The following is a 21022-nucleotide window of genomic DNA, read 5'->3' on the forward strand; positions in this document are numbered from 1 at the left end:
GCACGTCCGTCGGCAGGACCGGCTCGATCACCGCCCACTCTTCATCCGTCAGGTCAAACCGCGCCATCCTCGGTCCTCCATTCGGAGAACCAACGATGCCACGGCCAAACCGTGCCAGACGTTATGAGTTCACGACCTAGAGTGGAACCGCCTCCGATCCTTGGTTCGCCGCCCGCCGTGTTCCACGACCGGGACGTGCACGGGGTGGTGATCCTCGATCGGCTTGCCACGGAGGCGAAGGCGCATGCGGCCGCGTTGGCCCTGAGCGAGGAGCGCCTCCGCTTCACCCAGGAGGCCGGACGCATCGGTTCCTGGACCCTCGACCTCGCGACGATGTCGCTCGACGCATCGGAGGGATGCAAGGCGAACTTCGGACGCGATCCCCTCGCACCCTTCACCTACGAGGCCTGGATCGAGGGTGTCCACGCGGAGGACAGGGGACGCATGCAGGGAGCGGTCTCGGCGGCCATCGCCGGGGACACGCAATACGACCACGAATTCCGGATCACCTACCCGGACGGGGCGGTCCATTGGATACACGCCCGCGGGCATGCCTCCTACCGAATGGACGGGACGGCCCTGACCATCGCCGGCATCTCGCTCGACATCACCGACCGCAGGAGGGTCGAGGCGCACCGCGACCTGCTGGCGAAGGAACTGGCCCACCGGGTCAAGAACACCCTCGCGACGGTGCAGTCCATCGTCCGCCAGACCCTCCGCAGGTCCGCCTCCCTGGAAGAGGCCGAGACCATCCTCGACGCCCGCATCCTGGCGTTGTCGGCCGCGCACGACGTGCTTATCCGCGACACCTGGGAGGGGGCGACCCTTGGCGAGGTCGTCGGCGTCGCGCTGCGCCCATTCGGGACAGACCAGGAGGGGCGCTTCACGTGCCGGGGGCCCAGCGTCCAGCTCGCCTCGCGGGTCGCGCTGGCCTTCGCCATGGCCCTCCATGAACTCGCCACCAACGCCGTCAAATACGGAGCCTTGTCCACGGCGGCCGGAAGCGTCCTGCTGACGTGGGACATCCTCGAGGTCGACGGCTTGGAACGGCTGCGTTTCACCTGGGAGGAGGCGGGGGGACCGGCCGTCGCCCCGCCGACCAGGACGGGCTTCGGGTCTCGTATGATCGAACGCGCCCTGGCGGTCGAGATCGGCGGGACCGCCGAGATCGATTACCGCCCGGCCGGCATCCTCTTTTCGGCCACGGCGATCCTGAGCGAGATCCTGCGGTTCGATTGAGTGGCGGACACAGATCCTTGGTCTCGGGATGCAAGCAAAACTGCATCTCCGGTCGGCGCTTTTGGTTCCGTACCCTGACGCCGCATGCACGTTATACTTAGGCGTAGACCGACCTGGATTGCCCGCTCCGAAAGGTCACAATGTTCAGAGCCGACGCCTTTTCCGTTCTAGCCAAGTCGGTCACGACCGTGCGTGACGGAGCGGAAGACAATCGTGCCTGGGACGACGTCACGGTCCGATTGGCCGCCGGCGCCCTGCAGCGCGCCTTCACGCTCGACGAGGGTGCCCGGAACCACTTCCTCGACCTCGCCCGGCATGCGGAGCGCGTCCGTGCGACCGAGCGCTGGCGCGGTCGCTGACGCGACGTATCTCCCTGGCCGCTCGACGAAGCCTTACCGAACCGGAAGGACAGAGCCATGTCGATCCATCCACTTACGGTCATTCCCGCACCCTACCGGCCCATCCCGAATTCGCTCCTCCGCGACGGGGTCGGAAAGGCCCGCCTCATCAGCCTCTCGGCGGCCCTGCCGCTGGTGGAACGCGATGTCCTGGAGCCGTTGAGCCGACGCGTCTCGCTCGCGCACGGAGAGACCCTGTACGGACAGGACGAGCCCGCTTGCTCGGTCTTCAACGTCACCTCGGGGGCGCTGCGCCTGTACCGCATCCTCCCGGACGGGCGCCGGCAGGTCACCGGCTTCGCGTTCCCGGGCGACTTCCTCGGGCTTTCCCTGCTCGACCGGTTCGCCGTCTCCGCGGACGCACTCGGTTCGGTCACCGCGTGCCGGTTCGAACGGCTGGCGTTCAAGGACCTGATCTGCGGACATCCCGGCCTGATGATGCACCTGCACGAGATCACCGGACAGGAACTGTCTCGAGCCAAGGACATGATGATGCTTCTCGGGCGGCGTACCGCGGAGGAGAAGATCGGTGCGTTCCTGGTGGGGCTCCAGGAACGCTACGTCCGGATCGGGCTATCCGCGGTCACCCTCGAACTGCCGATGGGACGCCTGGACATCGCCGACCACCTCGGCCTGACCATCGAGACGGTGAGCCGGACCCTGTCGCGCCTCGACCGGGACGGCTGCCTCCTGATCGTCCCCGGGGGCGTGCGCCTCCTTGACCAGGCGCGCCTCGCCCGGATGTCGGCGCACTGAGCCTGGCCTCACAAGCGAACGACCGGGAGTGAGTCGGGTGCCTGCCGTCCTCCCAATCGTCCGCGCCTCGGCAGCGATGCCGTCAGAGGTCCGGGGGGCGGACAGGCGGCCGCCTGAGGTCATACCACCGAGGCTTCAATACCGGCGCATCGGGTCTCAGATTCGTTCCGGTGGCGAGTGGATCCTGCGGGCGGATGTCGCTCGGCACCACCTCCTCGGATCGCGGCATGTTCGGGCCGTTGGACAGGGCGCGGGTTTCCTCTGCGTGCGCCGCCTGGACCATCGTCCCGACGAGAAGCGCCCCGAAGGCGGCGTACGCGGTCCTGATCGATCCTGTCGTCGTCCGTCCTTTCCGGGGCAAGTGTCTTGGCCACCCCGACGTCATGGCCAGCATGCGCGCATCGGTACCGTCGGACTTTGCGCTGGATCAAGGACCCCATGGGACCGGCGACTAGGGTCCGTCCCGTGGGCACCGACGGAACCGTCCTGCTACCGGCCCTCCCCAGCGGCGGTTCCCAAGCCGACGGGCCGCGCGCCCTTCCGCCCCGGCCTCGCCAGGCATCGCCGGAGACGGTCCGCATCCTCCACGATCCAGGAAACAGATCATGACCATGGACAAGACGCTTCAGACGAACGTCCTCGCCGAGCTCAGTTGGGAGCCGAGCGTGACCGCCGCCCATATCGGCGTGACCGCCAAGGACGGTGTCGTGACCCTGACCGGCCACGTGCAGAACTACATGGAGAAGCACGCCGCCGAGAAGGCCGCCGGACGCGTCAAGGGCGTCCGCGCCGTCGCCGAGGAGATCGAGGTCCGCCTTCCGTTCGAGGCCAGAAAAAGCGACGACCAGATCGCCGCCGCCCTCGTGCAGCGGCTCGATTGGAACGTCTCCGTTCCCGACGAGGCGGTGAAGGTGAAGGTCGAGAAGGGTTGGGTCACGCTCACCGGCAGGGTCGAGTGGCAGTACCAGAAGGCGGCCGCGGAGCATGACATCCGCGGGATGCTCGGCGTGGTCGGCATCACGAACCTGATCACGATCAACCCGCATCCGAACGCGACCGACATCAGCGCGGACATCACCAGGGCGCTTCATCGGAGCTGGTACGACCCGAAGACCATCAGCGTCACCGCCCACGGCGGTGTCGTCCACCTCGGCGGCACGGTCCACACTTGGTACGACCGACAGTTGGCCGGATGGACGGCCTGGGGCGCGCCCGGCGCGACGACGGTCGACAACGACATCCGCGTCGTCTGAGCGAACTGCGACCCCCACCGTCACCGCACCGGGCAGGTCGCCCGGTGCGGAGTCCGTCAGGAACCCCATCCGATGATCAATGCCCGGATACACGGTCACGACCGGACCCTCCTCGGCCGGATCTTCCACCACCCCGCCAGCAACAACCTGGCATGGCGCGAGGTGGTGGCCTTCGTGGGGCGGATCGGCAGCACCGAGAAGAAGCGCGACGACACGTGGGGCTTCACCCTGGCCGGCCGGACCGCGACCTTCCTCCGTCCGCGGGACAAGGACATGGAACCGCGCGAGGTCGAGCGCCTGCGCCACCTGATGCAGGATGCCGGGCTGTCGCCCTACTCCACCGAGATCCTTGAGGCCTCGCCAACCCCGGTGAAGAGCGATGCCCTCATCGTCGTCGACCACCACGAGGCGCGGATCTATCGCCTCGATCCCGAGACCGCGGGCGGCGAGACCGAGACGACGCTACGGCCCTACCACCCGAAGGGCTACATCCACCATCTCTCCCAAAAGGAGGCCAACCATCGCGGCCAGCACGCGCCCGAGGACCTCGGCTACTACGACCGCATCGCCGAGGCCGTCGCACGAGCGCCACGCGTGGCCATCGTCGGCCACGGGACCGGCAAGGCCAGCGCGATGGCCGTCCTCTCGGAGCGCCTGCGAGAGCATCACCACGAGATACAGGGACGCGTGGTGGCGACTGCGACCATCGACCTTTCGGCGGCGACGGACAGCCAGCTGCTGGCGCTCGGGCGCGGGATGCTGACCCGGGACGACCGGTCATGAATGCCCGCGTTTCCATGGTCGACGACCGCGACCTGACGCTGGAGGAGGCGACCGCAATCGTCCGGCGCGCCGTCACCGAGGCCTGCCGGCTCGGGATCACCGTGAGCGTCGCGGTCTGTGGCCCACAGGGCCGTCTCGTCGCCTTCTCGAAAATGGACGGCGCTGGCTGCATGAGCGCCCGCGGGGCCATCGGGAAGGCCGTGGCCTCGGCCATCTCCGGCGAGCCGAGCGAGATCATGCCGCCGCCCGGGGATGATCTCTATTGTTCCGTCGTCGAAGGCGAGGGAACCGCGGCGTTCCACGAGCGCGGCGGCATTCCCCTTCGGCGGGATGGCACCCTCATCGGTGCCATAGGCGTCTACGGCGAGGCATCACGGGAACAGGATCGCGCCTGCGCGACCGTCGGGGCGGCCACCTACGGGTGACGCCGGCCCCGGCCATGGCACCCTCGACGACGCAGGCGGGCGACCATGCTCGTCGGAACCCGCTCCCGATCCACCGTCATGACCGACGAGCGTTGCGACCCCGAAGGTCCGCATCGTATCGTCTTCGCTGATCGAGACATACTCGCCCTCCACGAAACGGTGGCTGCCCAGCCGGTAGCCAGGCTCGTCGTCATCCGTCGTCCTGTCGTCGTGGTCGATCAGCCACGTGCCCCCACCGAAGCCACCCTGCCGGTGGATCAGGCGCCCGTCGCGGTACGGCTCCCCGAGCCAGAACCGGCGGACGCGGCAAAAGTCCCGCATCTTGCGCCAGAGCACCGGATCGAGCTCTCCCCCGGCGTCGAGGGGCGCGTCGATCTCGTAGCCGCGGTCGACGCTTCCACTGGGAAAATCCGGTCCGCGGGCGAATGTCAGGGTGACGTGGGGCAGCGTGGTGTTCTCCATCGGTGAGGGTACGCGCCCCCGCGGGGTCAGAGGACCTCGTGGACCGGTCGTCCCGTCCGTTCGAACGCGTCGATGTTGGCGACGGTCGTCTCGGCGATGGCCGTCATCGCCTCGACCGTGAAGAAGCCCTGATGCCCGGTGACGAGCACGTTCGAGAACATCAGCAGGCGCTCGAAGACGTCGTCCCGGATCACCGCGTCGGACTTGTCCTCGAAGAAAAGCTCTTCCTCCTCCTCGTAGACGTCGAGGCCGAGGTGTCCGATCCGACCCTCGTTCAGGCCGGCAACGACGGCCTTGGTATCGATGATGGCGCCGCGGCTGGTGTTGATCAGCATCACGCCGCGCTTCATCACGCCGATGGCGGCCGCATCGATGAGATGGTGCGTCTCCGGCGTCAGGGGGCAGTGCAGGGAGATGATGTCCGAGGTGGCGAGCAGGTCCTGGAGCGGGCGGTAGACGACGCCCATGGCCTCGCAGGCCGGGCTCGGCTCGACGTCGTATCCCAGGACCTTGCAGCCGAAGCCCAGCATGATCCTGGCGACGCCGAGGCCGATCCGGCCGGTCCCGACGATTCCCACGGTCCGGCCATGCAGGTTGAACCCGAGCAGGCCGTCGAGGGCGAAGTTGCCGTCCCTGACCCGGGCGTAGGCACGATGGATGTGCCGGTCGAGCGACAGCATCAGCGCCACGGCGTGCTCGGAAACGGCCTCGGGCGAGTAGGCCGGGACCCGGGCGACGCGGATGCCGTGATGCTTGGCGGCGGCGAGGTCGACGTTGTTGAACCCTGCGGACCGCAGGACGACGAGGCGCACACCGAGTTGCGCGAACACATTGAGGGCGGCGGTGTCGACCGCGTCGTTGACGAACGCACAGACGACCTGGGCCTTGCCGGCGAGGACCGCCGTGGTCCGGTCGAGCCGCGCATCGATGTAGGTCAGGGCGTGGCGGCCCGCGACCGCCGCGTCGAGGAAGCGCCGGTCGTACGGCTTGGTGCTGAAGACCGCGACATCCATGTGGTCATCCTTGGGCGTGAGGGCGGTCGAGGAGAAGGCATTTGAATCGAAGCCGCTCAGGCGGGCGCCAGGACTGAGACGAAAGGCTTCGTGCCGTCCTGCGCGAGGGGTCCCTGCTCGGCCGTGCCGGTCTCCCGGAGGAACAGAGCGAGGACCAAGGCCAGGACGACGCCGCCCACCAGGGGCAGGAAGGCGGTCTGGAAGTCAGCCAGGGTCAGGGGGACGCCCTGCCGCGGTAGCATCAGGTGCGAGATGAACGGCGACATGATCCCCGTCGTCACGAAGACGAGGAAGTTCATCACCCCGGCCGCGGTGCCCTTCACCTCCGACGGGTTTGTCTCCTTCATCATCGAGAAGGGGATCATCGCCGCCCCGGACGCGATGCCGAGGATGAGGGCCACGGAGTAGCGCGGCAGCGTGCCCACCGGGACGTAGATGGCCGTCAGGCCCGCGGCGAGCATCAGCAGGGCGCCGCCCAGCAGCACCGGCTTACGCCGGCCGAGCCTGTCCGAGACGTATCCGAGGAGCGGACACCCGAGGACCCAGCCGATGGGCACCATGGCCGCGTCCGACGCGGCGTCCGCCATCGACAGGTTCTCGCCGGCATGGAGGAAAGACGTGGCCCAGACCAGGGCACCGATGGTGGTGGGCAGGAACAGAAGGCCCCCGACGATGCCGGCGAGCCAGCTCTGCGGATTACCGAAGATAACCTTGAACGGATGGAGCAGGGCGGAGACCGAGAACTCGGCATGGTGGCTCGGGCTGTCGCCGGTCTCGCGCGGCATCACGAACCAAGTCGCGAGGGCCAAGACAAAGCCCATCGCGGCGAAGGTGACCCAGACATGCTGCCAGGGGACGTTGAAGCCGCCGGCCGGGTCGATGGCCATGTGGACGGGCTTCGATCCGAACGCCGCGCCGGCCATGCCCAGGCATTGCGTGAGGCCGATGAACAGCGCCAGCATGCGCGTCGGCAGGTACCGGGCCGCCACGTAGGACGAACCGACGAAGGCGAAGATCGCCCCGGTCGCCTGAAGCACGAAGCCGATCATGCCGGCCGCCTCGCTGCCCTGCGCGAACACGAGACATCCGAGGCCGACGACGGCGATGCCGTACGGGATGGTCCGGTGGGCGCCGTACCGGTCCAGCAGGACGCCTGCGACCAGGGCCATCACCGCGTAGGCGACGTAATAGGCCGAGATCATCGTCCCGATGTGATTGGCACCCCAGGCCGAGGCGAGTTCCGCCTGCATCACCCCGGGCGCAGACCGCACCGCGTACTGGAAGAAGTAGAAGACCGCGCAGAGCACCCAGGAAAGGAGGAACAGGAGCTTGAGCTCGGCCGGCGGCGAAGGATCGGATCGTCCACCTGCAGGCAGCGCCACCGAGAGGTCTTTTGGATCGCCTTTGGCGATTGCCGCGTCCACCATTTCGAGATCTCTCCGGCATTCGCGGCTGGCCGCGGTTTCGTGATGCCCGCCCGGAAAGCACGTTCTTCCGTGGTCGTTCGCGACACCGAGAGCCCCTGGTGAGGGGACGCGTCCTGCAAGCGAACGAGGGGACACGAAGACCCTAGATCGGGGCTCGGGACGAAGCCTTGCGCTGGATCAAGGATACCGCCCGCGTTCCCGCCGTAGGCTCGTTCCCTGCTGGCACCTCGATGGGCGGACCTCGCTCGCGACCGTGATCGGCCCACGAGGAACGGGTGACATGGGCGGGAGAACTCTAAGGTTCCCGAAGGATGGGAGCGACGTCGGGGCCATGCTCGACGGCATCTCGGCGGTGCTGGGGGCGCTCGTGGTCCTCACTCCGTTCCTGTTCTTGGAGACCGGGAACTCCCCCGCCGCACTGAACGCCTTCGCATGCGGGTTTGCCGTCATGGGCTTGGCGTTCCTCGACGGGCCCGAACCAGAGCCCTGGACGCGGTGGGCATCCAGTGTGCTGGGTGCCTGGGTCGCCGTCTCGCCCTGGATGCTTCAACGGGCTCTCCTACCGATGGGCGCCGTCAGTCGACCGCCCATGGCCGAGCCCGCGATCTCGATGCCGTTCGTCCTCGGTGTTGGTATCGCGGTCGTCGCCGCCCTCGACATCGTCCGGACCGCCTCGAAAAACCGTCGGTCGCTCACGAAAGGACGATCGACAGCGCATGCCGTGAGGGAAATCGGACGTCAGGTACCGGCATTCCTCTCGCGATGAAGGGGCTTTCCCTGCGAGCCGCGACGCGCCTCCGCCCGAACCGAGCCGGATACGTCTTCGGGTCAGCCTGTTCGGTCGGGAGGTCCCGTTCGAGGCGTTCCACGACCTCGCGGATGACACCCGCGATCCGGTCCCGAGTATCCTCCGGCTCCCGTCGGATCGCCACGGAGATGGCCCAGGGTGCGGCGCTTATTATTGATCAGGCCAGCTTCGGGACGCCGCCGGAAAGCCGCCGGGCCCGCGGCTCGTATCCCCCCGACGGATGGATCTCGTCTTACAGGGGACCGACCTGGCCCCGAGAGAACGGACCGAGGCCTTCCGGCGCGGCGCGGCCTTCGTGAACATGATGTCCCGGTGTCGAGATGGCATGCGTCGCTTTCGGAGCCAGCTGCGACCCGGTGCCGGTGCCGTCCTCCGCAGCCATCTCGCCGGCGAGACGCTCGACCACGTCGAGGGCGGCCCCGATCCCGTCGGCCTGCAGGCAGACCTCGTCCTCGTCGATCCGGCAGGCGTCGTCCCCGGTCCACCAGCGCCCGTCGTCGATCAGGCGGAGCACCTCGACGAGACGGTCACGCTGCTTGGTCAGGGCCTCGACGGCGCGGGGACAGGTCATCTCGAATTCCTTCTCGCCGTGGTCGAACGCGGGGCGTCGACCGTGCAGGCGCGGGGATCACCGTAGATGCCGGGCCGGCATCGTCCTTGCGGTGGATCAACGACCTCGCCGGACGTCGATCCACCGGATGGCGTTCAGTGAGACATCAGGCAACAGACAGGGCTGTGGTCGAGGAGGGTGCGCGTCACGCCGCCGAAGAACCATTCCCGCAGGCGACTGTACCCGAAGGCTCCGCTGACGATCAGGTCCGCCCCGAACATCTCGGCGGCGTCGAGCAGGGTCCCGGCCGTCCCGCCAGCCTTCGGGACCTTGAGAACCCCCACGGCCTTGACGCCGTGCAGGCCGAGATAGGCGACGACGTCCTCCAACTCGGTCCGGTCGGTGCCCTCCGCGACCTGGACGACCTGGACCTGTTCGGCGAGCGTCAGGAACGGCATCGCATCGGAGATCGCCCTCCGGCCCTGCGGGGTGTCCTTCCAGGCCACCACCACGCGGGTCGCCGACAGTCGCTCCACGCCGTGCGGCACGACGAGGATCGGCCGGCCCACCGTCATCAGTGCGTCACCGGGTCCGACGGCGGCCGCGTGATGCGGCAGGTCGTTCTTCCCCTGACGCCCGACCACGACGAGATCGGCCGCCCGCGACTGCTCCGCGAGGAACGTGAGCGTTTCCCTGAGCTCGGAACGCCACTCGATCCGCTCCGCCGGCCGGGCCGCAAGACGGAAAGTCTCTTCCGCCCGGTGCAACTCACCGAAGGCTTTCTGGCGGAGGTCCTCGATCCCGTATCCGGTCGGCACGGACGTCTCCCCGAACCCCCGCGGGTAGTCCGGTGCCCAGGCCGCGACGCCGATGAGGCGTGCATCGAGCCGTCGCGCGAGATGCGCGGCCACACCGATCCGCGGAGCCGTCCGCTCCCCGGGATCCACGGCGACGATGATGCTGGCATACGACATGGTGGACCTCCCCTGAAGACGGGAGGACCATGCCGGTTCGCCGGGCATCCATCGTTGATCCAGCGCAAACCCGTTCCGGGCGGCGAAAGGCCAGGCATCGTCGTCCGCCGACGATGGCCCGGTACGATTTCCGGCCCCGCCCTTGCGTTGGGTCAAAGCCGGCACCTCGGCGGACGGGCATCGTCCGGTTTCCCGCAGCCGAGCGAGCCGTCCCGTCCATGACATTCGCGAGCATCATGGTGTCCGTCGATCTCGCAGGCGATGCGGAAGCCCTGCTCGACCTGGCGTCCAAGGGCGCGACCGACCTGATCGTCATGGGAGCCTACGGTCATGGGCGCTTGCGGGAGGCCGTCCTCGCGGCGTCACCCGGGATGTCCTGCGCCGTTGCCCCGTCTGCAGCTTCCTGGGCCACTGATGACCGAGCACGCCCCGACGAGCGGCATGATCCCTCCCGCGAAATGCCGATGACGGCGGTAAGCCGCCGGTCGACGGTGCGGTCACCCAGCTGGCCCGGCAGTTGATGGAAGCCGGATTGGAAGGGCTTTCCAAACGCGAGCGGCGGGTGATCCTTCATATCGCCAAGCGGCGGTACGTGTCCCGGGACGTTAACCGCGTCGTCGTCGAGCACCAGACCTTCGGCGAGCGCCTCGGGGACCGCGTCGCCCAGTTGGGTGGCTCGTGGGGCTTCATCCTGGTCTTCACGGGAATGCTCGTCGCGTGGGTCGTCGTGAACACCGTCGTCCTGGCCCGCGCCGGCGCCTTCGACCCCTACCCCTACATCTTCCTGAACCTGATCCTGTCGATGGTCGCCGCTCTTCAGGCGCCGGTGATCCTCATGTCGCAGAACCGCCAGGCGGCGCGGGATCGCATGGCGGCCGGTCTCGACTACGAGATCAACCTGAAGGCGGAGGTCGAGATCATGGCCTCGCACGACAAGCTCGATCGCATCCGGATGGCGCGTCTCGAGGGCATGCTGGCCGACCAGTCGACGCGGATCGAGGCCATCGCCAAGGCGGTCGGTGCCGGCGCCGAGAAGGCGACGCGTCCCTGACGGGTTTTCGATGTCCGCTTCCTAGGGATGCAGGTTGGAAGCCTCCATGGCAGGACGGTCATTGCTCCAGGGACTTCAGGTAGGCCAACACGTCCGTGATCTGGTCGGGCTCGAGCTCGAACTGGGGCATGGTCGGATGCCCCGTGGTGATGCCCTCCGCCAGGGCCTCGCCGAGGTCCTCGACCGGATACTTCGTATGGAGTTCCCGGAATGCGGGTGCGACGGCCAGGGGGCTTTCCCCGATCCGGCCGACGGCATGGCAGGTGGCGCAGTTCGCGCCGACGAAGGTCTTGCCACGTTGGACCTGTCCATCCGTGGCCGCCGCCGCGACCTGTAGGAGGCCGGTCATGAGCAGCGCGGATACGGGAAGGCGAATGGACATGGGATGGCTCCGGGTTCGGCTGATGCCATGACGCGCCTCGCGCCGGACGCATCCGAGAAGCGAGGCCGGCAGGCCCCCATCGACGCGGAAGGTCCAGGCGGCGGGTCGGCTCGACGGTAGGGCGGCGACCGGGACGTCGCTCAGGATACGAGCCACATCAGGCAGACGGCGGTTGCCGATCCGAGGACGGCGACCCCCAGCATCCGCAGGCTCTCCGTCAATGGATCGAGCGATGCCGCAGTCGGCGTCGCTCGCGTGACGGCGACATTGGTCAACGATGCGACGTACGTGCTCATGACCGATGGACCCCTGATTTCCGGTCGCGCCTTATTACGGCCGACCACGACCCAGGGATGGCCGCGTTGTCGGGCCCGGTCTTTGATCGAGATCAACCCCGGTGTTCTCGGTGGACCCGTGCTCGCCGCCCGAGCCGCTCGTTCGGTCATGAACAATTCCGGTGACGCCTGATCCTTGCGCTGGATCAAGGACTGCTCCGGTTCCGCCACCTAGCGTTCACCGGATGCCGGGACACGTTTCGACGTCGTCGCCGGACAGCCTCACATGGGTCGGGGTCGCCGAGCCCTTCCGCGCATCGGCGATCCCGGCAGCCCCAAGGAGACCGTCATGTCCCACGACACCAGCCTGCAACACCGCGTCACGGCCGAACTCATCTGGGATCCGGCGGTGACCTCCTCGGAAATCGGCGTCACAGCCAGGGACGGCGTGGTCGCCCTGTCCGGTCAGGTGGGGACCTACGACGAGAAGATCGCCGCCGAGGCCGCCGCATGCCGCGTCAGGGGCGTCAGGGCCCTCGTGCAGGAGATCGAGGTCGTGGTGCCCTACGCCCGCAAGCGGTCCGACGAGGACATCGCCGCGACCGCCATCGCCCGTCTCGCCTGGAACGTCGCCGTCCCTCCGGATCGCGTCATGGTGAAGGTCTCGAAGGGGACCGTCATCCTGACCGGCGACGTCGACCATCGCTTCCAGTCCGAGGTCGCCGAGCGCGAGCTTCGGCAATTGTCCGGTGTCGTCGCCGTGAACAACCGGATCGTGGTCAAGCCCCAGGTCGACGTCGAGGCCGTCAGCGACAGCATCAGCGAGGCGCTGGATCGCTCTTGGCTGTTCGACCCGAAGACCGTGACCGTCAAGGCGGATGGCGGGACCGTCTACCTCGGCGGGACCGTGCGCACCATGCAGGAGCGCAGGGAGGCGATGGGAGCCGCGTGGGCCTCCCCTGGCACCACCGCGGTCGAGAACCGCATCAGCGTCGTCTGAGCGACGCGAAGCCCCTGCCGGTCCTCGTGGGCCCGGCAGGGATTCCGACCTCCGAAACAGGAAATCGACCATGACGAAGCCCCATAACGAGCATCGCCAGTCCACGGACGACGAGGATACCGGCACCGATGGAGGCCGCCGCATCGAGGGTGCCGCCGACGAGATCTTCTGGCGCGCGAGCGACGCCGTTGAAGACGTCGCCGAGCGGGCGACCCATCTGGCACGGGATACCCTCGACCGCGGACGGGCTGGCATCCGCAGGGCCGAACGGTCGAGCCGCGGCGGACATCCGGGACGGGGGGAGCGCGGCCTGACATCGCCCTTGGCAACCGCCCTGGCCGTCGGCGCCATGGGCTACGCCATCGCGACCCTGATCCAGGGAGCGATGAGTAAGCGTCATGCGGCCTTGCACAGGGCATCGCCGGAGACGCCTCTGGCATAGGCGTGGCGGTGCCCATGACCATCGATCCCGACCATCGCGAGGACCAGAGCATGCCCACCGATACGACGCAGACCGAAGGCGACATCCGTCTCAGAGCCTTTGAGCTCTGGAACATGCGTGGCCGCCCTCATGGCTACGAGGTCGAGTTCTGGCTCCAGGCCGAACGCGAGCTTGAGGGCGAGAAGACCGGTAAGCCGGTGCTCCCCGACGGGGACTTCGTGAAGAGTGGATCGGGGTCCGATTGCTGTTGCTGACCCCCGACCCTCGAACTCCCGGACAGAGGCGAGCGTCCCCTCGAGAGACCCTGAAGCCGATGCGCGCAATCCATATGGAAAAGCATCTCGTCAACCGCATCGGCTGGCTGCGTGCCGCCATGCTCGGTGCCGATGTCGGGCTCGTCTCCACGGCGGGCCTTATTGTCGGCGTGGCCGCTTCTTCAGCTGCCTCGGGCGTGCGAGCACACGGTCGGGCCTCCGGACGTCGCGTGGAGTCCTACGACGGTGATGGCGACGTCATAACCCACGAGATCGCCGGTATCGGCGCACCGTCGTATGTTGCGCCCCCCGACCGCCTGGGCGCCCTCTCACGTGGCAGCCAGCGCGACGGCACGGCCGCGCCGGCCAGTCCCGGCTCAGCGCAGGAGCTGGAGGATGCCCTGGTTGGCGGCGTTGGCCAGCGACAGCGCCGAGATCGCCAGGGACTGCCGCGTCGACAGCGCCTGCGAGCGCGCGGCCTCCTCGTTCATGTCCGCATCCGTGAGGTTCGCCGCTCCGGTGTTGAGCCCGTCGACCATCTGCTTGGTGAAGTCCTGCCGCGTCTGAACCCCAGAGGTTCGAGCCCAGGGTCGAGCTCAGCGACTTCAGGCTGGTCAGCGCGTTGGTCAGCGCGTCCGACGCCTTGACGAGGTCGGCGTTGTTCTGCACGCCGAAGTTCGCCCCACCCTGGGCGGCGGCCAAAGCGACGAAGCTGCCGAGCCCGAGGCCGGCCGCCGACAGGGCGGTGCCCTGGACGCTGAGCTTGGACCGAGCCGGTCTTTTCGTTGAAGGCGATGGTCAGGTTGTCACCGGCCAGCAGGTTGGTGCCGTTGAAGCCGGCATCCTTGGCCGCATGGTCGACCTGCGTGCCGAAGTTGTTGAACTGGTCGATCAGGGCCGAGCGCTGGACCGAGGCGCCGCCGGACGTAGTGAACGCTGCCCCGCCCGTGAGCTTGGCGGTCTCCGTCGCGTCGGCAGTGAACTCGCCCACCGTGGTCAGGCCGGCGGCCAGGGTGATCGCGTCCGAGCCGGTGCCGACGACGTCGAGCTGGCCGCTGCTGTCGATGGAGGCGGTGGCTCGGCTTCACTGCTGCTGCTCCACCGATCAATCCTGACGCGAACTCTTGACCCTTTGGCGACCTTCGGAAGGTCCGCCTCCAGGCTGTTGAGGTAGAGGCCAACGTCCGGGGTAGGTGGTTCTCTGCCCGTCTGCTTTCGGACGACAGGTGCATCGAAGCGGACATAGCGGGGTCTTGAACACACCGACCAAGCCGGAAGCCGAGCCTGCTTAGACCGAACCCCTCCCATGAAGGCCGAGGAGCCGGTGCAGGATGTCGCCCAGTTGCACTGCCGAGTACGGCTTCTGCAGCAGCTCGAACCCGTGCGTGCCCTCCTGCGCCAGCACGTGGCTGTAGCCGGATGCCAGGACCACCGGCAGGTGCGGCAACCGCCGCTGCAGAGCCTTGGCAAGCTCTACGCCACCCATGCCTGGCATCACCACGTCGGTGAACACCAGGTTGAAGCCTGCGCCATTGCCGCCTAGCCGGTCCAGCGCCTCCTCGGCGTTGGCTGCCCAGGTCGGTCGGTAACCCAGGTCCTCAAGGATCTGTGTCGCGAACTGACCGACGCCGATGTTGTCCTCAACGACGAGGATGCGCTGCCCCGTGCCGAGCGGCGTCTGACCCCCGTCGGGCCCGCGGACACGGTCCTGGACCTCCTCTTGCTCGACTTCCGGCAGGTAGAGGGTGAAGGTTGTGCCTTCCCCGACGGTGCTGGCAACGTCGATGTCGCCGCCCGACTGCTTGGCGAAGCCGAATACCTGCGACAGGCCGAGCCCCGTGCCCTTGCCGACCTCCTTGGTCGTGAAGAACGGCTCGAAGATCCGGCTGAGCAGGTCCGGGGGGATGCCTGAACCCGTATCGACGAGGGAGACCGTGGCGAAGGCTTTGCGCGAGCCGGCATGGCCGCGGATGACGGGAAGGGCCGTCCGGCATCCGAGGCGCAGGGTGAGCGTTCCCTCCCCGTCCATGGCATCGCGCGCGTTGACGGCCATGTTGATGAGCGCGGTCTCGAACTGGCTTAGATCCGCTCGGACGAAGCAGGGTGCATCGGGCACCTCCGCGACCACGTGGACGCGTGCGCCCGTCACGGTGTCGAGCATTTCCGCGATCCCGCGCATCCTCTCGCCGACGTCGAACACCTCTGGCTTGAGGGCCTGCCGGCGTGCAAAGGCGAGCAGCTGGCCGGTGAGCTTGGCCGCGCGCTCAACCGTATCGGAGACGGCGTTGAGATACCGATCCTTGCGCACTTCTGGCAGGTCCGGTCGTCGAAGGAAGTCCACGGACGAGCGGATGATGGTCAGCAGGTTGTTGAAATCGTGCGCGACCCCGCCGGTGAGCTGGCCGACGGCTTCCAGCTTCTGGGATTGGCGAAGGGCCTCCTGAGCCTGCTCCAGCTCGGCCTGCCTTTCCCGGGCCTCGGTGATGTCGCGCCCGGTCGCGTAGGTCAGCGTTCCGGCAGGGGCGGCGGTCCATGAGATCCAGCGCGTCGAGCCATCCTTGTGCCGGTAGCGGTTGACGATGTGGGGCATCCCGCCCTCGGCCGCCTCGGTATAAGCACCAACCGTTTCCACGTGGTCCTCCACCAGGACGAACTCGTTGACGTGGTGCCCGACCAATTCGTGCGGCTCGTAGCCGAGAAGGCGGGTCCATGCCGGGTTGACCCGCTGGAAGATGCCTTCGAAGTTGATGATCAGCATCAGGTCGGGAGCGGTGTCCCACATCAGGTCTCGCTCGTTCGTGCGCTCCTCCACGCGCTGTTCCAAGGTCGCGTTCAGGCTGCGCACCTCGCCGAGTGCCCGTTCCAGGCTCTCTTGGCTGTCTTTGAGCGCGGCGTCGGTCAGCACCCGCTGCGTGGTCTCGTCGGCGAAGATGAACAGGCCCGCGATCCTGCCGGCGGCATCGAGCACCCGCGAATAGGAGAAGGAGAACCAGGTCTGCGCCGCCCCCCGGTCGGTATCGAGCTTCCATGGAAGGTCCTCGAAGCGATGGCTGCGCCCGGCGAAGGCGTCTTCGATGATGGGCTTGGCCTGGTCCCAGGCGTCGGCCCAGACCCTGTCGAAGCGTTCGCCCGTGGCCCAGGCCACCCGGGGGCCGAGCAGGCGGGAATAGGTGTCGTTGAAGAAGAAGTGCAGGTCCGGCCCCCAGGCCAGAATCATGCTCTCGGGCGAGTTCAAGACCAGCGAGAGCGCGGTCTTGAAAGCTTGCGGCCACGTCTCGGGGTGCCCGAGAGGATGAGCCGACCAGTCGCGCTCGCGGATGAGGCGCGCGGCCTCACCGCCGCCAGCCAGGAAGGCCGTCGCGTCGCTCACCGCGTCATGCCCCGCGGACGCCGTAAGAAGCGGCAGAGGCTGCGCCCGGACGTTCTCTTGCTGGGTCGGTGACACTCCTCATTGAGCGTGTCGAAGACCGTACGGTCGTGATTTTCGCAGTCGCCCGAAGACGTGATCGCACGCTTCGGCTCATCGGAGGACATTTCAGGGGCCATGCCCCCTTATGGCACGTGCGCCTTCAGTGGTCGCGGAGGGATTGCTCCTCGGCCGAGCTATGGCGCTCGCTTTTCACCCCGAACCGAGATCGCGATGAGGCCGACGAACGGGTGCTTACGGGAGGCGCTGACTGTGATCTGAACGACCAGCTCGGGTCGGTAGCGGCTCGTCTGCTTCCTCGGCATGTCCTAGCCGAGGAAGACCCGCATCATTCATCCTCGGACGGTCAGGACGATTTCCTATGGCCATCGAGGGTGTCTGATGGCGTCGCGTCCGAGCCGGTGGTCAGGGCGGCCAGGACGAAGGTCAGCACGTCCAGGCCGACCGCGACATCGGCAGGGTCGACGATGCCGGCCGGCCCCCACCCCACTCCACCCCGGCACCGCAGAAGCATAGATCCGACCGGTGCGAGCACAGACATGTTGGAGGCGTCGGTCGGCATGCCCTGCGGCAGCTGCACGACGGAGTGTCCCGACGCCTCGACTGCGCGCTCGAACAGGCGCACGAGCCCTGGGTCACACCGGGTGGCATCGGGGTCGATGCCTTGCTCGACGGCGATCTCCAATCGGCGACGTCCTGCGATCCTGTTGAACGCCGCCACGAGTTCTGCGGCAACCACATGCCGCTCGGCATCGTCGGAGGACTGGACGATGACGCCGAACGTCACGGACCCCGTCACCACGGAGACCGGGACCGGCTGAGCGTCCAAGCGCCCAACAGTGACGGTGGCACGATCCCGGGACGACCCGATGCGCTCGGCTTCGAGGACGCACTCCGTCGTCCCAGCGAGCGCATCGTGCCGAAACGCCATCGGGACCGTCGCCGCATGAACAGCGGCGCCTTTCAGCGTAACCCGAAGGACTGATGACGCCGTCAGGGCCGGAACCACCCCGACCGGGGAGCCCGATTGCTCCAGCGTGGGGCCGGCCTCGGCCGCGACTTCGACATAGGCTAGCACATCTCCCACGGAACGCGTCGCGTCCGCGAGCCTCTCAGGGTCGAGGCCGTGCGCCTGCATGGCTTGGCGCAGCGTGACGCCGTAGTCGTCATCGAAGTCCAGCATGTGCGGATCGATGCGGCCGACCACGGCCCTGCTGCCGAGCCTGGGCACGGGGAACCGGGAGGAAGCATCGTCGACGAAGGCCACGACCTCGACTGCGTGGTGCAGGGAAGTGCCTTGTCGGACCAGACGCTCGACGGCAGCGATGCCCATTAGAACGCCGAGCGCCCCGTCATACGGGCTGGCATCCGAACGCGTGTCGACGTGCCCCGCGACCAGGATGGCCGGGCCTCCCGGGATCCGCCCCTCGATCCGGCCGACGAGGTTGCCGGCGGGATCGCGCCGGGACGACAAGCCAGCCTCCCCCATCCAGGCGAGGACGAGCCCTTCGGCCTCCGCCTGTCTCAGGCCGAAGACGCGCCGTGTCAGATGCCATGGGTAGGCGCTGATCCGGGCGAGGCGTTCGATCCGCTCGACGACCATCTCGGCCGTGCTCACGACGAAACCCTCCACGATATGCCGACTGTGGCGACGGCCGATGGAGATAGCATTGGGCTCTTCAATCCTGACGATGCGAGGTCGTCACCGGGCACGCCTACCCTGGGGCCGAGCCGTCGGTACGGACAGGCGAGTGTCGAGAACGGGGCTGCGCGATGCGATGCGTCACTTGGCACCGATCGACCTTCGACCCCGGGCGCCTCCCCGGTGTGACGTCCCGTGAAGCCCATGTAACGTTTTGTGACAACGGCGTGTTTCGCATTGCCCGGCCGGCCGGCGACCGTATCTTCGGCGCATGAGCGACAGCCCGATCATCGTCATCGTTGAGGATGACGCCGACATCCGCATCCAGCTCGTCGCATATCTAGAGGGCGAGGGCTTTCGCGTGGTCGGGCTCGACGGGGGAGCGGGCCTCGACCGGCACTTGGCCACCGGCCCGGCCCCGGACCTGATCGTGCTGGACTGGATGCTCCCTGGCGAGGACGGTCTCTCCATCTGCCGGAGATTGCGGGGGTCGGGCGGGCCGCCCATCGTCATGCTGACCGCCAAGGACGAGGACATCGACCGGGTCCTCGGCCTGGAAATGGGGGCCGACGACTACGTCTCGAAGCCGTTCAACCCGCGCGTCCTGCTCGCCCGAATCCGCGCCGTCCTACGCCGCACGCAGGGCACCGCCGCCCAACCGGCCGACGCCGGCCCGGAGACGCTCGCGGTGGCCGACCTCCTCGTCGACCTTGCTGCGCGTCGGGTCAGGGTCGGCGAGGCCGCCGCCGAGATCCCGCTGACAAGCGCGGAGTACGATTTGCTGCACTGCTTCGTCACCAGGCCGCAGCGGGTGCTATCGCGCGACCAGCTCCTCGACTGGACGCGGGGCCGCACGGCCGATGCCTTCGACCGCACCATCGACGTGCAGGTGAGCCGGCTGCGGCACAAGCTCGACGCCTCCGGCAGTTCCCTCGCGCCCCTGCTGAAGACCGTTCGCAACGCAGGCTACATCCTGGCCGCGCCGGTACGTTCGGCACCATGATGGCGCGGGTCGGCCTGCTCGGGCGGATCATGCTCCTCCTCTTGGGATCGCTCTCGCTGATGGTCCTCGTCACCGTCGCGCTGGATGGCTGGCAGCGGCGCCAGGAAGGCCCGCGTTTCGCCACGCGTTTTCCGCGCGTCGATCAGGCCGCGAGCATCATGACCCTGCTGCGGGATGCGGAACCGGTCTTGCGGCCGGCGATCCTGAAAGCCGTCAGCGGCGAGGCGCTGAGAGCCGAGATTGCGGACTCAGCTCCCGACGAGGCTGGGTTGATCAGGGAGCCGCGCCTCGAACGACGCCTACGGCGGATGACCGGTGACCCTGAAGGGTCGCTGCGGGCCTACACCGACACGGCCATGCTGCATCCGGGCATCGACCCCGGGGACGTAAACGACAGGAATCAGAACGGTCCCATCGGCAAGCTTGCGACGGCGACCTATCGGCTGCCGGATGGCCGGATCCTCGTCATCTCGGCCGTCGAGAAGCACCGCTCGATCATGCCTTGGCTGCTCGGCCAGCCGCTGAGCCTGTGGGTGGTGGTCCTCGGCGCCGTCGTCGCCGCCCTCGTCCTCGTCGGTACACGCCACGAGCTCGCCCCGCTGCGCCGCCTCACCGAGGCCGTCACCCGCTTCGATGGGCGTGCACACCAGCCGGTGGCGACGCCCAAGGGCGCTCCGGAGATCCGCCGGCTTTCGCAGGCGATCCGGGACATGCAGGACCGCATCGTCGGCCTTCTGGGCGAACGCTCGCTGCTGATCGGCGCGATCTCGCACGACCTCAAGACCTACCTGACCCGACTTCGGTTGCGGGCCGAGGGGGTGGCGGATCCGGAGCGCCGGGACCGGCTGGTCGAAGATCTCGACGCCATGACCGCGCTGATCGACACGTCCCTCGGCTTCGCCCGGGGCACCGCGGTGGAGGTGGGCCGGACGGCGGTGGACCTCGGCGACCTCGTTGCGGTCGAGGTGGCCGAACATGCCGTTCAGGATACCGACATCCAGATCGCGGACGATGACGAGCAGGATGCCGTCGTCGCCGGGGATGCGGTCGCCCTGCGGCGGGTCATCGCCAACCTGATCGGGAACGCCGTCAAGTTCAGACACTCCTCGGTTGCCGTCGCGGTGCAGCGCACCGGCGGGCTGTGCCGGGTCGTCGTCGAGGACGACGGTCCGGGTATCCCGGAGGCGGAGCGCGCAGCGGTGTTCAGTCCGTTCTACCGGATCGAGCGGTCCCGGAACCGCGAAACCGGCGGCACCGGCCTCGGCCTCGCCATCGCCCAGCAGATCGCCGAGGCCCATGGCGGCACCGTGATGGCAGACGCGAGCCCGCTCGGTGGCGCCCGTCTCGTGCTGACCCTGCCCGCCATCGGCTGACGGCAGCCCCATGCGGGCCTCGTTACAAGACGTTACGCCAACGCATCCGTTCGTCACATCCGAGAGGCAAGCCGGGCCGATCCTG

25 protein-coding genes and 1 pseudogene are annotated in these 21022 nt (G+C 68.0%); 16 read left to right on the forward strand and 10 right to left on the reverse strand.

The genetic code is table 11. The annotated features are described in order from the left end of the window. The first annotated feature begins 141 nt into the window (after nt 1-141). The 6 genes from MKK55_RS09085 (at nt 142) to MKK55_RS09110 (ending at nt 4854) form a co-directional block, all read left to right on the forward strand. Nucleotides 142-1239: a sensor histidine kinase gene (locus MKK55_RS09085; RefSeq protein WP_243934327.1), complete on the forward strand. Its 1098-nt coding sequence runs from the start codon at nt 142-144 to the stop codon at nt 1237-1239. 188 nt (nt 1240-1427) lie between these two features. Next, a complete protein-coding gene (locus MKK55_RS09090; protein WP_243934329.1) occupies nt 1428-1598 on the forward strand; it encodes a hypothetical protein in 171 nt (56 codons plus the stop codon). Between the two features lie 57 nt (nt 1599-1655). Beyond that, nucleotides 1656-2393 carry a cyclic nucleotide-binding domain-containing protein gene (locus tag MKK55_RS09095; RefSeq protein WP_243934331.1) on the forward strand — a complete coding sequence of 246 codons (738 nt, stop codon included), beginning with the start codon at nt 1656-1658 and terminating at the stop codon, nt 2391-2393. A 605-nt stretch (nt 2394-2998) separates the two neighbouring features. Further along, nucleotides 2999-3646: a BON domain-containing protein gene (locus tag MKK55_RS09100; protein WP_243934332.1), complete on the forward strand. Its 648-nt coding sequence runs from the start codon at nt 2999-3001 to the stop codon at nt 3644-3646. A 72-nt stretch (nt 3647-3718) separates the two neighbouring features. Beyond that, complete coding sequence (locus MKK55_RS09105; protein WP_243934333.1) at nt 3719-4429, forward strand: hypothetical protein; 711 nt, start codon at nt 3719-3721, stop codon at nt 4427-4429. Continuing rightward, a complete protein-coding gene (locus MKK55_RS09110; RefSeq protein WP_243931979.1) occupies nt 4426-4854 on the forward strand; it encodes a GlcG/HbpS family heme-binding protein in 429 nt (142 codons plus the stop codon). The genes MKK55_RS09105 and MKK55_RS09110 overlap by 4 nt, the downstream gene beginning before the upstream one ends. Here MKK55_RS09110 and MKK55_RS09115 read toward each other — a convergent pair. From MKK55_RS09115 to MKK55_RS09125, 3 genes are read right to left on the reverse strand one after another with little or no spacing between them, the layout of a single operon-like run. Next, nucleotides 4801-5316: a hypothetical protein gene (locus tag MKK55_RS09115; protein ID WP_409566037.1), complete on the reverse strand. Its 516-nt coding sequence runs from the start codon at nt 5314-5316 to the stop codon at nt 4801-4803. The genes MKK55_RS09110 and MKK55_RS09115 overlap by 54 nt on opposite strands. Before the next feature lie 26 nt (nt 5317-5342). After that, the gene (locus MKK55_RS09120) at nt 5343-6329 is read right to left on the reverse strand and encodes a 2-hydroxyacid dehydrogenase (RefSeq protein WP_243934334.1); all 987 of its coding nucleotides are present in this window, start codon (nt 6327-6329) and stop codon (nt 5343-5345) included. 56 nt (nt 6330-6385) lie between these two features. After that, the gene (locus tag MKK55_RS09125) at nt 6386-7756 is read right to left on the reverse strand and encodes an MFS transporter (protein ID WP_243934335.1); all 1371 of its coding nucleotides are present in this window, start codon (nt 7754-7756) and stop codon (nt 6386-6388) included. A 331-nt stretch (nt 7757-8087) separates the two neighbouring features. Here MKK55_RS09125 and MKK55_RS09130 point away from each other — a divergent pair, with 331 nt between their 5' ends. After that, a complete protein-coding gene (locus MKK55_RS09130; protein WP_243934336.1) occupies nt 8088-8522 on the forward strand; it encodes a hypothetical protein in 435 nt (144 codons plus the stop codon). Nucleotides 8523-8796: 274 nt separating this feature from the next. Here the strand turns inward: MKK55_RS09130 and MKK55_RS09135 are convergent, their stop codons facing one another. Both MKK55_RS09135 and MKK55_RS09140 read right to left on the reverse strand, forming a co-directional pair. Continuing rightward, nucleotides 8797-9135, reverse strand: a complete 339-nt coding sequence (locus tag MKK55_RS09135; protein ID WP_243934337.1) for a hypothetical protein — start codon at nt 9133-9135, stop codon at nt 8797-8799. A 134-nt stretch (nt 9136-9269) separates the two neighbouring features. Next, the gene (locus MKK55_RS09140; protein ID WP_243934339.1) at nt 9270-10244 is read right to left on the reverse strand and encodes a universal stress protein; all 975 of its coding nucleotides are present in this window, start codon (nt 10242-10244) and stop codon (nt 9270-9272) included. A 62-nt stretch (nt 10245-10306) separates the two neighbouring features. On the opposite strand from MKK55_RS09140, the gene MKK55_RS09145 reads away from it, so the two are divergent. Together MKK55_RS09145 and MKK55_RS09150 are read left to right on the forward strand one after the other, a co-directional pair. Further along, nucleotides 10307-10609 (forward strand): universal stress protein, encoded by a 303-nt coding sequence (locus tag MKK55_RS09145; RefSeq protein ID WP_243934341.1) that lies wholly within the window; start codon nt 10307-10309, stop codon nt 10607-10609. Between the two features lie 71 nt (nt 10610-10680). Continuing rightward, on the forward strand, nt 10681-11139 hold the full coding sequence (locus MKK55_RS09150; RefSeq protein WP_243934342.1) for a DUF1003 domain-containing protein: 459 nt from the start codon (nt 10681-10683) through the stop codon (nt 11137-11139). 58 nt (nt 11140-11197) lie between these two features. On the opposite strand, the gene MKK55_RS09155 is transcribed toward MKK55_RS09150, so the two are convergent. Together MKK55_RS09155 and MKK55_RS09160 are read right to left on the reverse strand one after the other, a co-directional pair. Next, entirely contained in the window at nt 11198-11521 is a 324-nt protein-coding gene (locus tag MKK55_RS09155; protein WP_187274699.1) for a c-type cytochrome, read from the reverse strand. Nucleotides 11522-11661: 140 nt separating this feature from the next. After that, the gene (locus tag MKK55_RS09160) at nt 11662-12006 is read right to left on the reverse strand and encodes a hypothetical protein (RefSeq protein WP_243934344.1); all 345 of its coding nucleotides are present in this window, start codon (nt 12004-12006) and stop codon (nt 11662-11664) included. 139 nt (nt 12007-12145) lie between these two features. Between MKK55_RS09160 and MKK55_RS09165 the strand changes: the two genes are divergently transcribed. From MKK55_RS09165 to MKK55_RS09180, 4 genes and pseudogenes are all read left to right on the forward strand, one after another. Beyond that, nucleotides 12146-12796 (forward strand): BON domain-containing protein, encoded by a 651-nt coding sequence (locus MKK55_RS09165; RefSeq protein WP_147724787.1) that lies wholly within the window; start codon nt 12146-12148, stop codon nt 12794-12796. Between the two features lie 70 nt (nt 12797-12866). Then, complete coding sequence (locus MKK55_RS09170) at nt 12867-13238, forward strand: hypothetical protein (protein ID WP_243934346.1); 372 nt, start codon at nt 12867-12869, stop codon at nt 13236-13238. A gap of 14 nt (nt 13239-13252) precedes the next feature. Next, nucleotides 13253-13492, forward strand: a complete 240-nt coding sequence (locus MKK55_RS09175) for a DUF2934 domain-containing protein (RefSeq protein ID WP_243931968.1) — start codon at nt 13253-13255, stop codon at nt 13490-13492. A gap of 59 nt (nt 13493-13551) precedes the next feature. Further along, nucleotides 13552-13689, forward strand: a pseudogene (locus MKK55_RS09180) (VIT family protein); the annotation flags it as partial. A gap of 180 nt (nt 13690-13869) precedes the next feature. Here the strand turns inward: MKK55_RS09180 and MKK55_RS09185 are convergent. Further along, entirely contained in the window at nt 13870-14031 is a 162-nt protein-coding gene (locus tag MKK55_RS09185; RefSeq protein ID WP_243931967.1) for a flagellin, read from the reverse strand. 246 nt (nt 14032-14277) lie between these two features. Here MKK55_RS09185 and MKK55_RS09190 point away from each other — a divergent pair, with 246 nt between their 5' ends. After that, nucleotides 14278-14607: a hypothetical protein gene (locus MKK55_RS09190; protein ID WP_243934349.1), complete on the forward strand. Its 330-nt coding sequence runs from the start codon at nt 14278-14280 to the stop codon at nt 14605-14607. Nucleotides 14608-14780: 173 nt separating this feature from the next. Here MKK55_RS09190 and MKK55_RS09195 read toward each other — a convergent pair whose 3' ends face one another. Beyond that, the gene (locus tag MKK55_RS09195) at nt 14781-16862 is read right to left on the reverse strand and encodes a PAS domain-containing sensor histidine kinase (RefSeq protein ID WP_243934351.1); all 2082 of its coding nucleotides are present in this window, start codon (nt 16860-16862) and stop codon (nt 14781-14783) included. Nucleotides 16863-17265: 403 nt separating this feature from the next. Beyond that, nucleotides 17266-18537, reverse strand: coding sequence for a hydantoinase/carbamoylase family amidase (locus tag MKK55_RS09200; RefSeq protein ID WP_243934352.1), 1272 nt, complete (start codon nt 18535-18537; stop codon nt 17266-17268). A 295-nt stretch (nt 18538-18832) separates the two neighbouring features. Between MKK55_RS09200 and MKK55_RS09205 the strand changes: the two genes are divergently transcribed. Next, on the forward strand, nt 18833-19564 hold the full coding sequence (locus MKK55_RS09205) for a response regulator (RefSeq protein ID WP_243934353.1): 732 nt from the start codon (nt 18833-18835) through the stop codon (nt 19562-19564). Next, nucleotides 19561-20937 (forward strand): ATP-binding protein, encoded by a 1377-nt coding sequence (locus MKK55_RS09210; RefSeq protein WP_243934354.1) that lies wholly within the window; start codon nt 19561-19563, stop codon nt 20935-20937. Before MKK55_RS09205 ends, MKK55_RS09210 begins: the two co-directional genes overlap by 4 nt. Nucleotides 20938-21022 lie beyond the last annotated feature (85 nt).

The sequence above is a fragment of the Methylobacterium sp. J-059 genome, assembly GCF_022829485.1.
GTDB lineage: Bacteria > Pseudomonadota > Alphaproteobacteria > Rhizobiales > Beijerinckiaceae > Methylobacterium.

Excerpts from the sequence above, each read along its gene's own strand:
- MKK55_RS09165 (WP_147724787.1), top strand. The coding sequence starts at position 12,146 with ATGTCCCACGACACCAGCCTGCAACACCGCGTCACGGCCGAACTCATC.
- MKK55_RS09210 (WP_243934354.1), top strand. The coding sequence starts at position 19,561 with ATGATGGCGCGGGTCGGCCTGCTCGGGCGGATCATGCTCCTCCTCTTG.
- MKK55_RS09135 (WP_243934337.1), bottom strand. The coding sequence starts at position 9,135 with ATGACCTGTCCCCGCGCCGTCGAGGCCCTGACCAAGCAGCGTGACCGT.
- MKK55_RS09095 (WP_243934331.1), top strand. The coding sequence starts at position 1,656 with ATGTCGATCCATCCACTTACGGTCATTCCCGCACCCTACCGGCCCATC.
- MKK55_RS09175 (WP_243931968.1), top strand. The coding sequence starts at position 13,253 with ATGACCATCGATCCCGACCATCGCGAGGACCAGAGCATGCCCACCGAT.
- MKK55_RS09115 (WP_409566037.1), bottom strand. The coding sequence starts at position 5,316 with ATGGAGAACACCACGCTGCCCCACGTCACCCTGACATTCGCCCGCGGA.
- MKK55_RS09155 (WP_187274699.1), bottom strand. The coding sequence starts at position 11,521 with ATGTCCATTCGCCTTCCCGTATCCGCGCTGCTCATGACCGGCCTCCTA.
- MKK55_RS09110 (WP_243931979.1), top strand. The coding sequence starts at position 4,426 with ATGAATGCCCGCGTTTCCATGGTCGACGACCGCGACCTGACGCTGGAG.
- MKK55_RS09100 (WP_243934332.1), top strand. The coding sequence starts at position 2,999 with ATGACCATGGACAAGACGCTTCAGACGAACGTCCTCGCCGAGCTCAGT.
- MKK55_RS09120 (WP_243934334.1), bottom strand. The coding sequence starts at position 6,329 with ATGGATGTCGCGGTCTTCAGCACCAAGCCGTACGACCGGCGCTTCCTC.
- MKK55_RS09185 (WP_243931967.1), bottom strand. The coding sequence starts at position 14,031 with ATGGTCGACGGGCTCAACACCGGAGCGGCGAACCTCACGGATGCGGAC.
- MKK55_RS09205 (WP_243934353.1), top strand. The coding sequence starts at position 18,833 with ATGAGCGACAGCCCGATCATCGTCATCGTTGAGGATGACGCCGACATC.
- MKK55_RS09105 (WP_243934333.1), top strand. The coding sequence starts at position 3,719 with ATGATCAATGCCCGGATACACGGTCACGACCGGACCCTCCTCGGCCGG.
- MKK55_RS09145 (WP_243934341.1), top strand. The coding sequence starts at position 10,307 with ATGACATTCGCGAGCATCATGGTGTCCGTCGATCTCGCAGGCGATGCG.
- MKK55_RS09170 (WP_243934346.1), top strand. The coding sequence starts at position 12,867 with ATGACGAAGCCCCATAACGAGCATCGCCAGTCCACGGACGACGAGGAT.
- MKK55_RS09125 (WP_243934335.1), bottom strand. The coding sequence starts at position 7,756 with ATGGTGGACGCGGCAATCGCCAAAGGCGATCCAAAAGACCTCTCGGTG.
- MKK55_RS09130 (WP_243934336.1), top strand. The coding sequence starts at position 8,088 with ATGCTCGACGGCATCTCGGCGGTGCTGGGGGCGCTCGTGGTCCTCACT.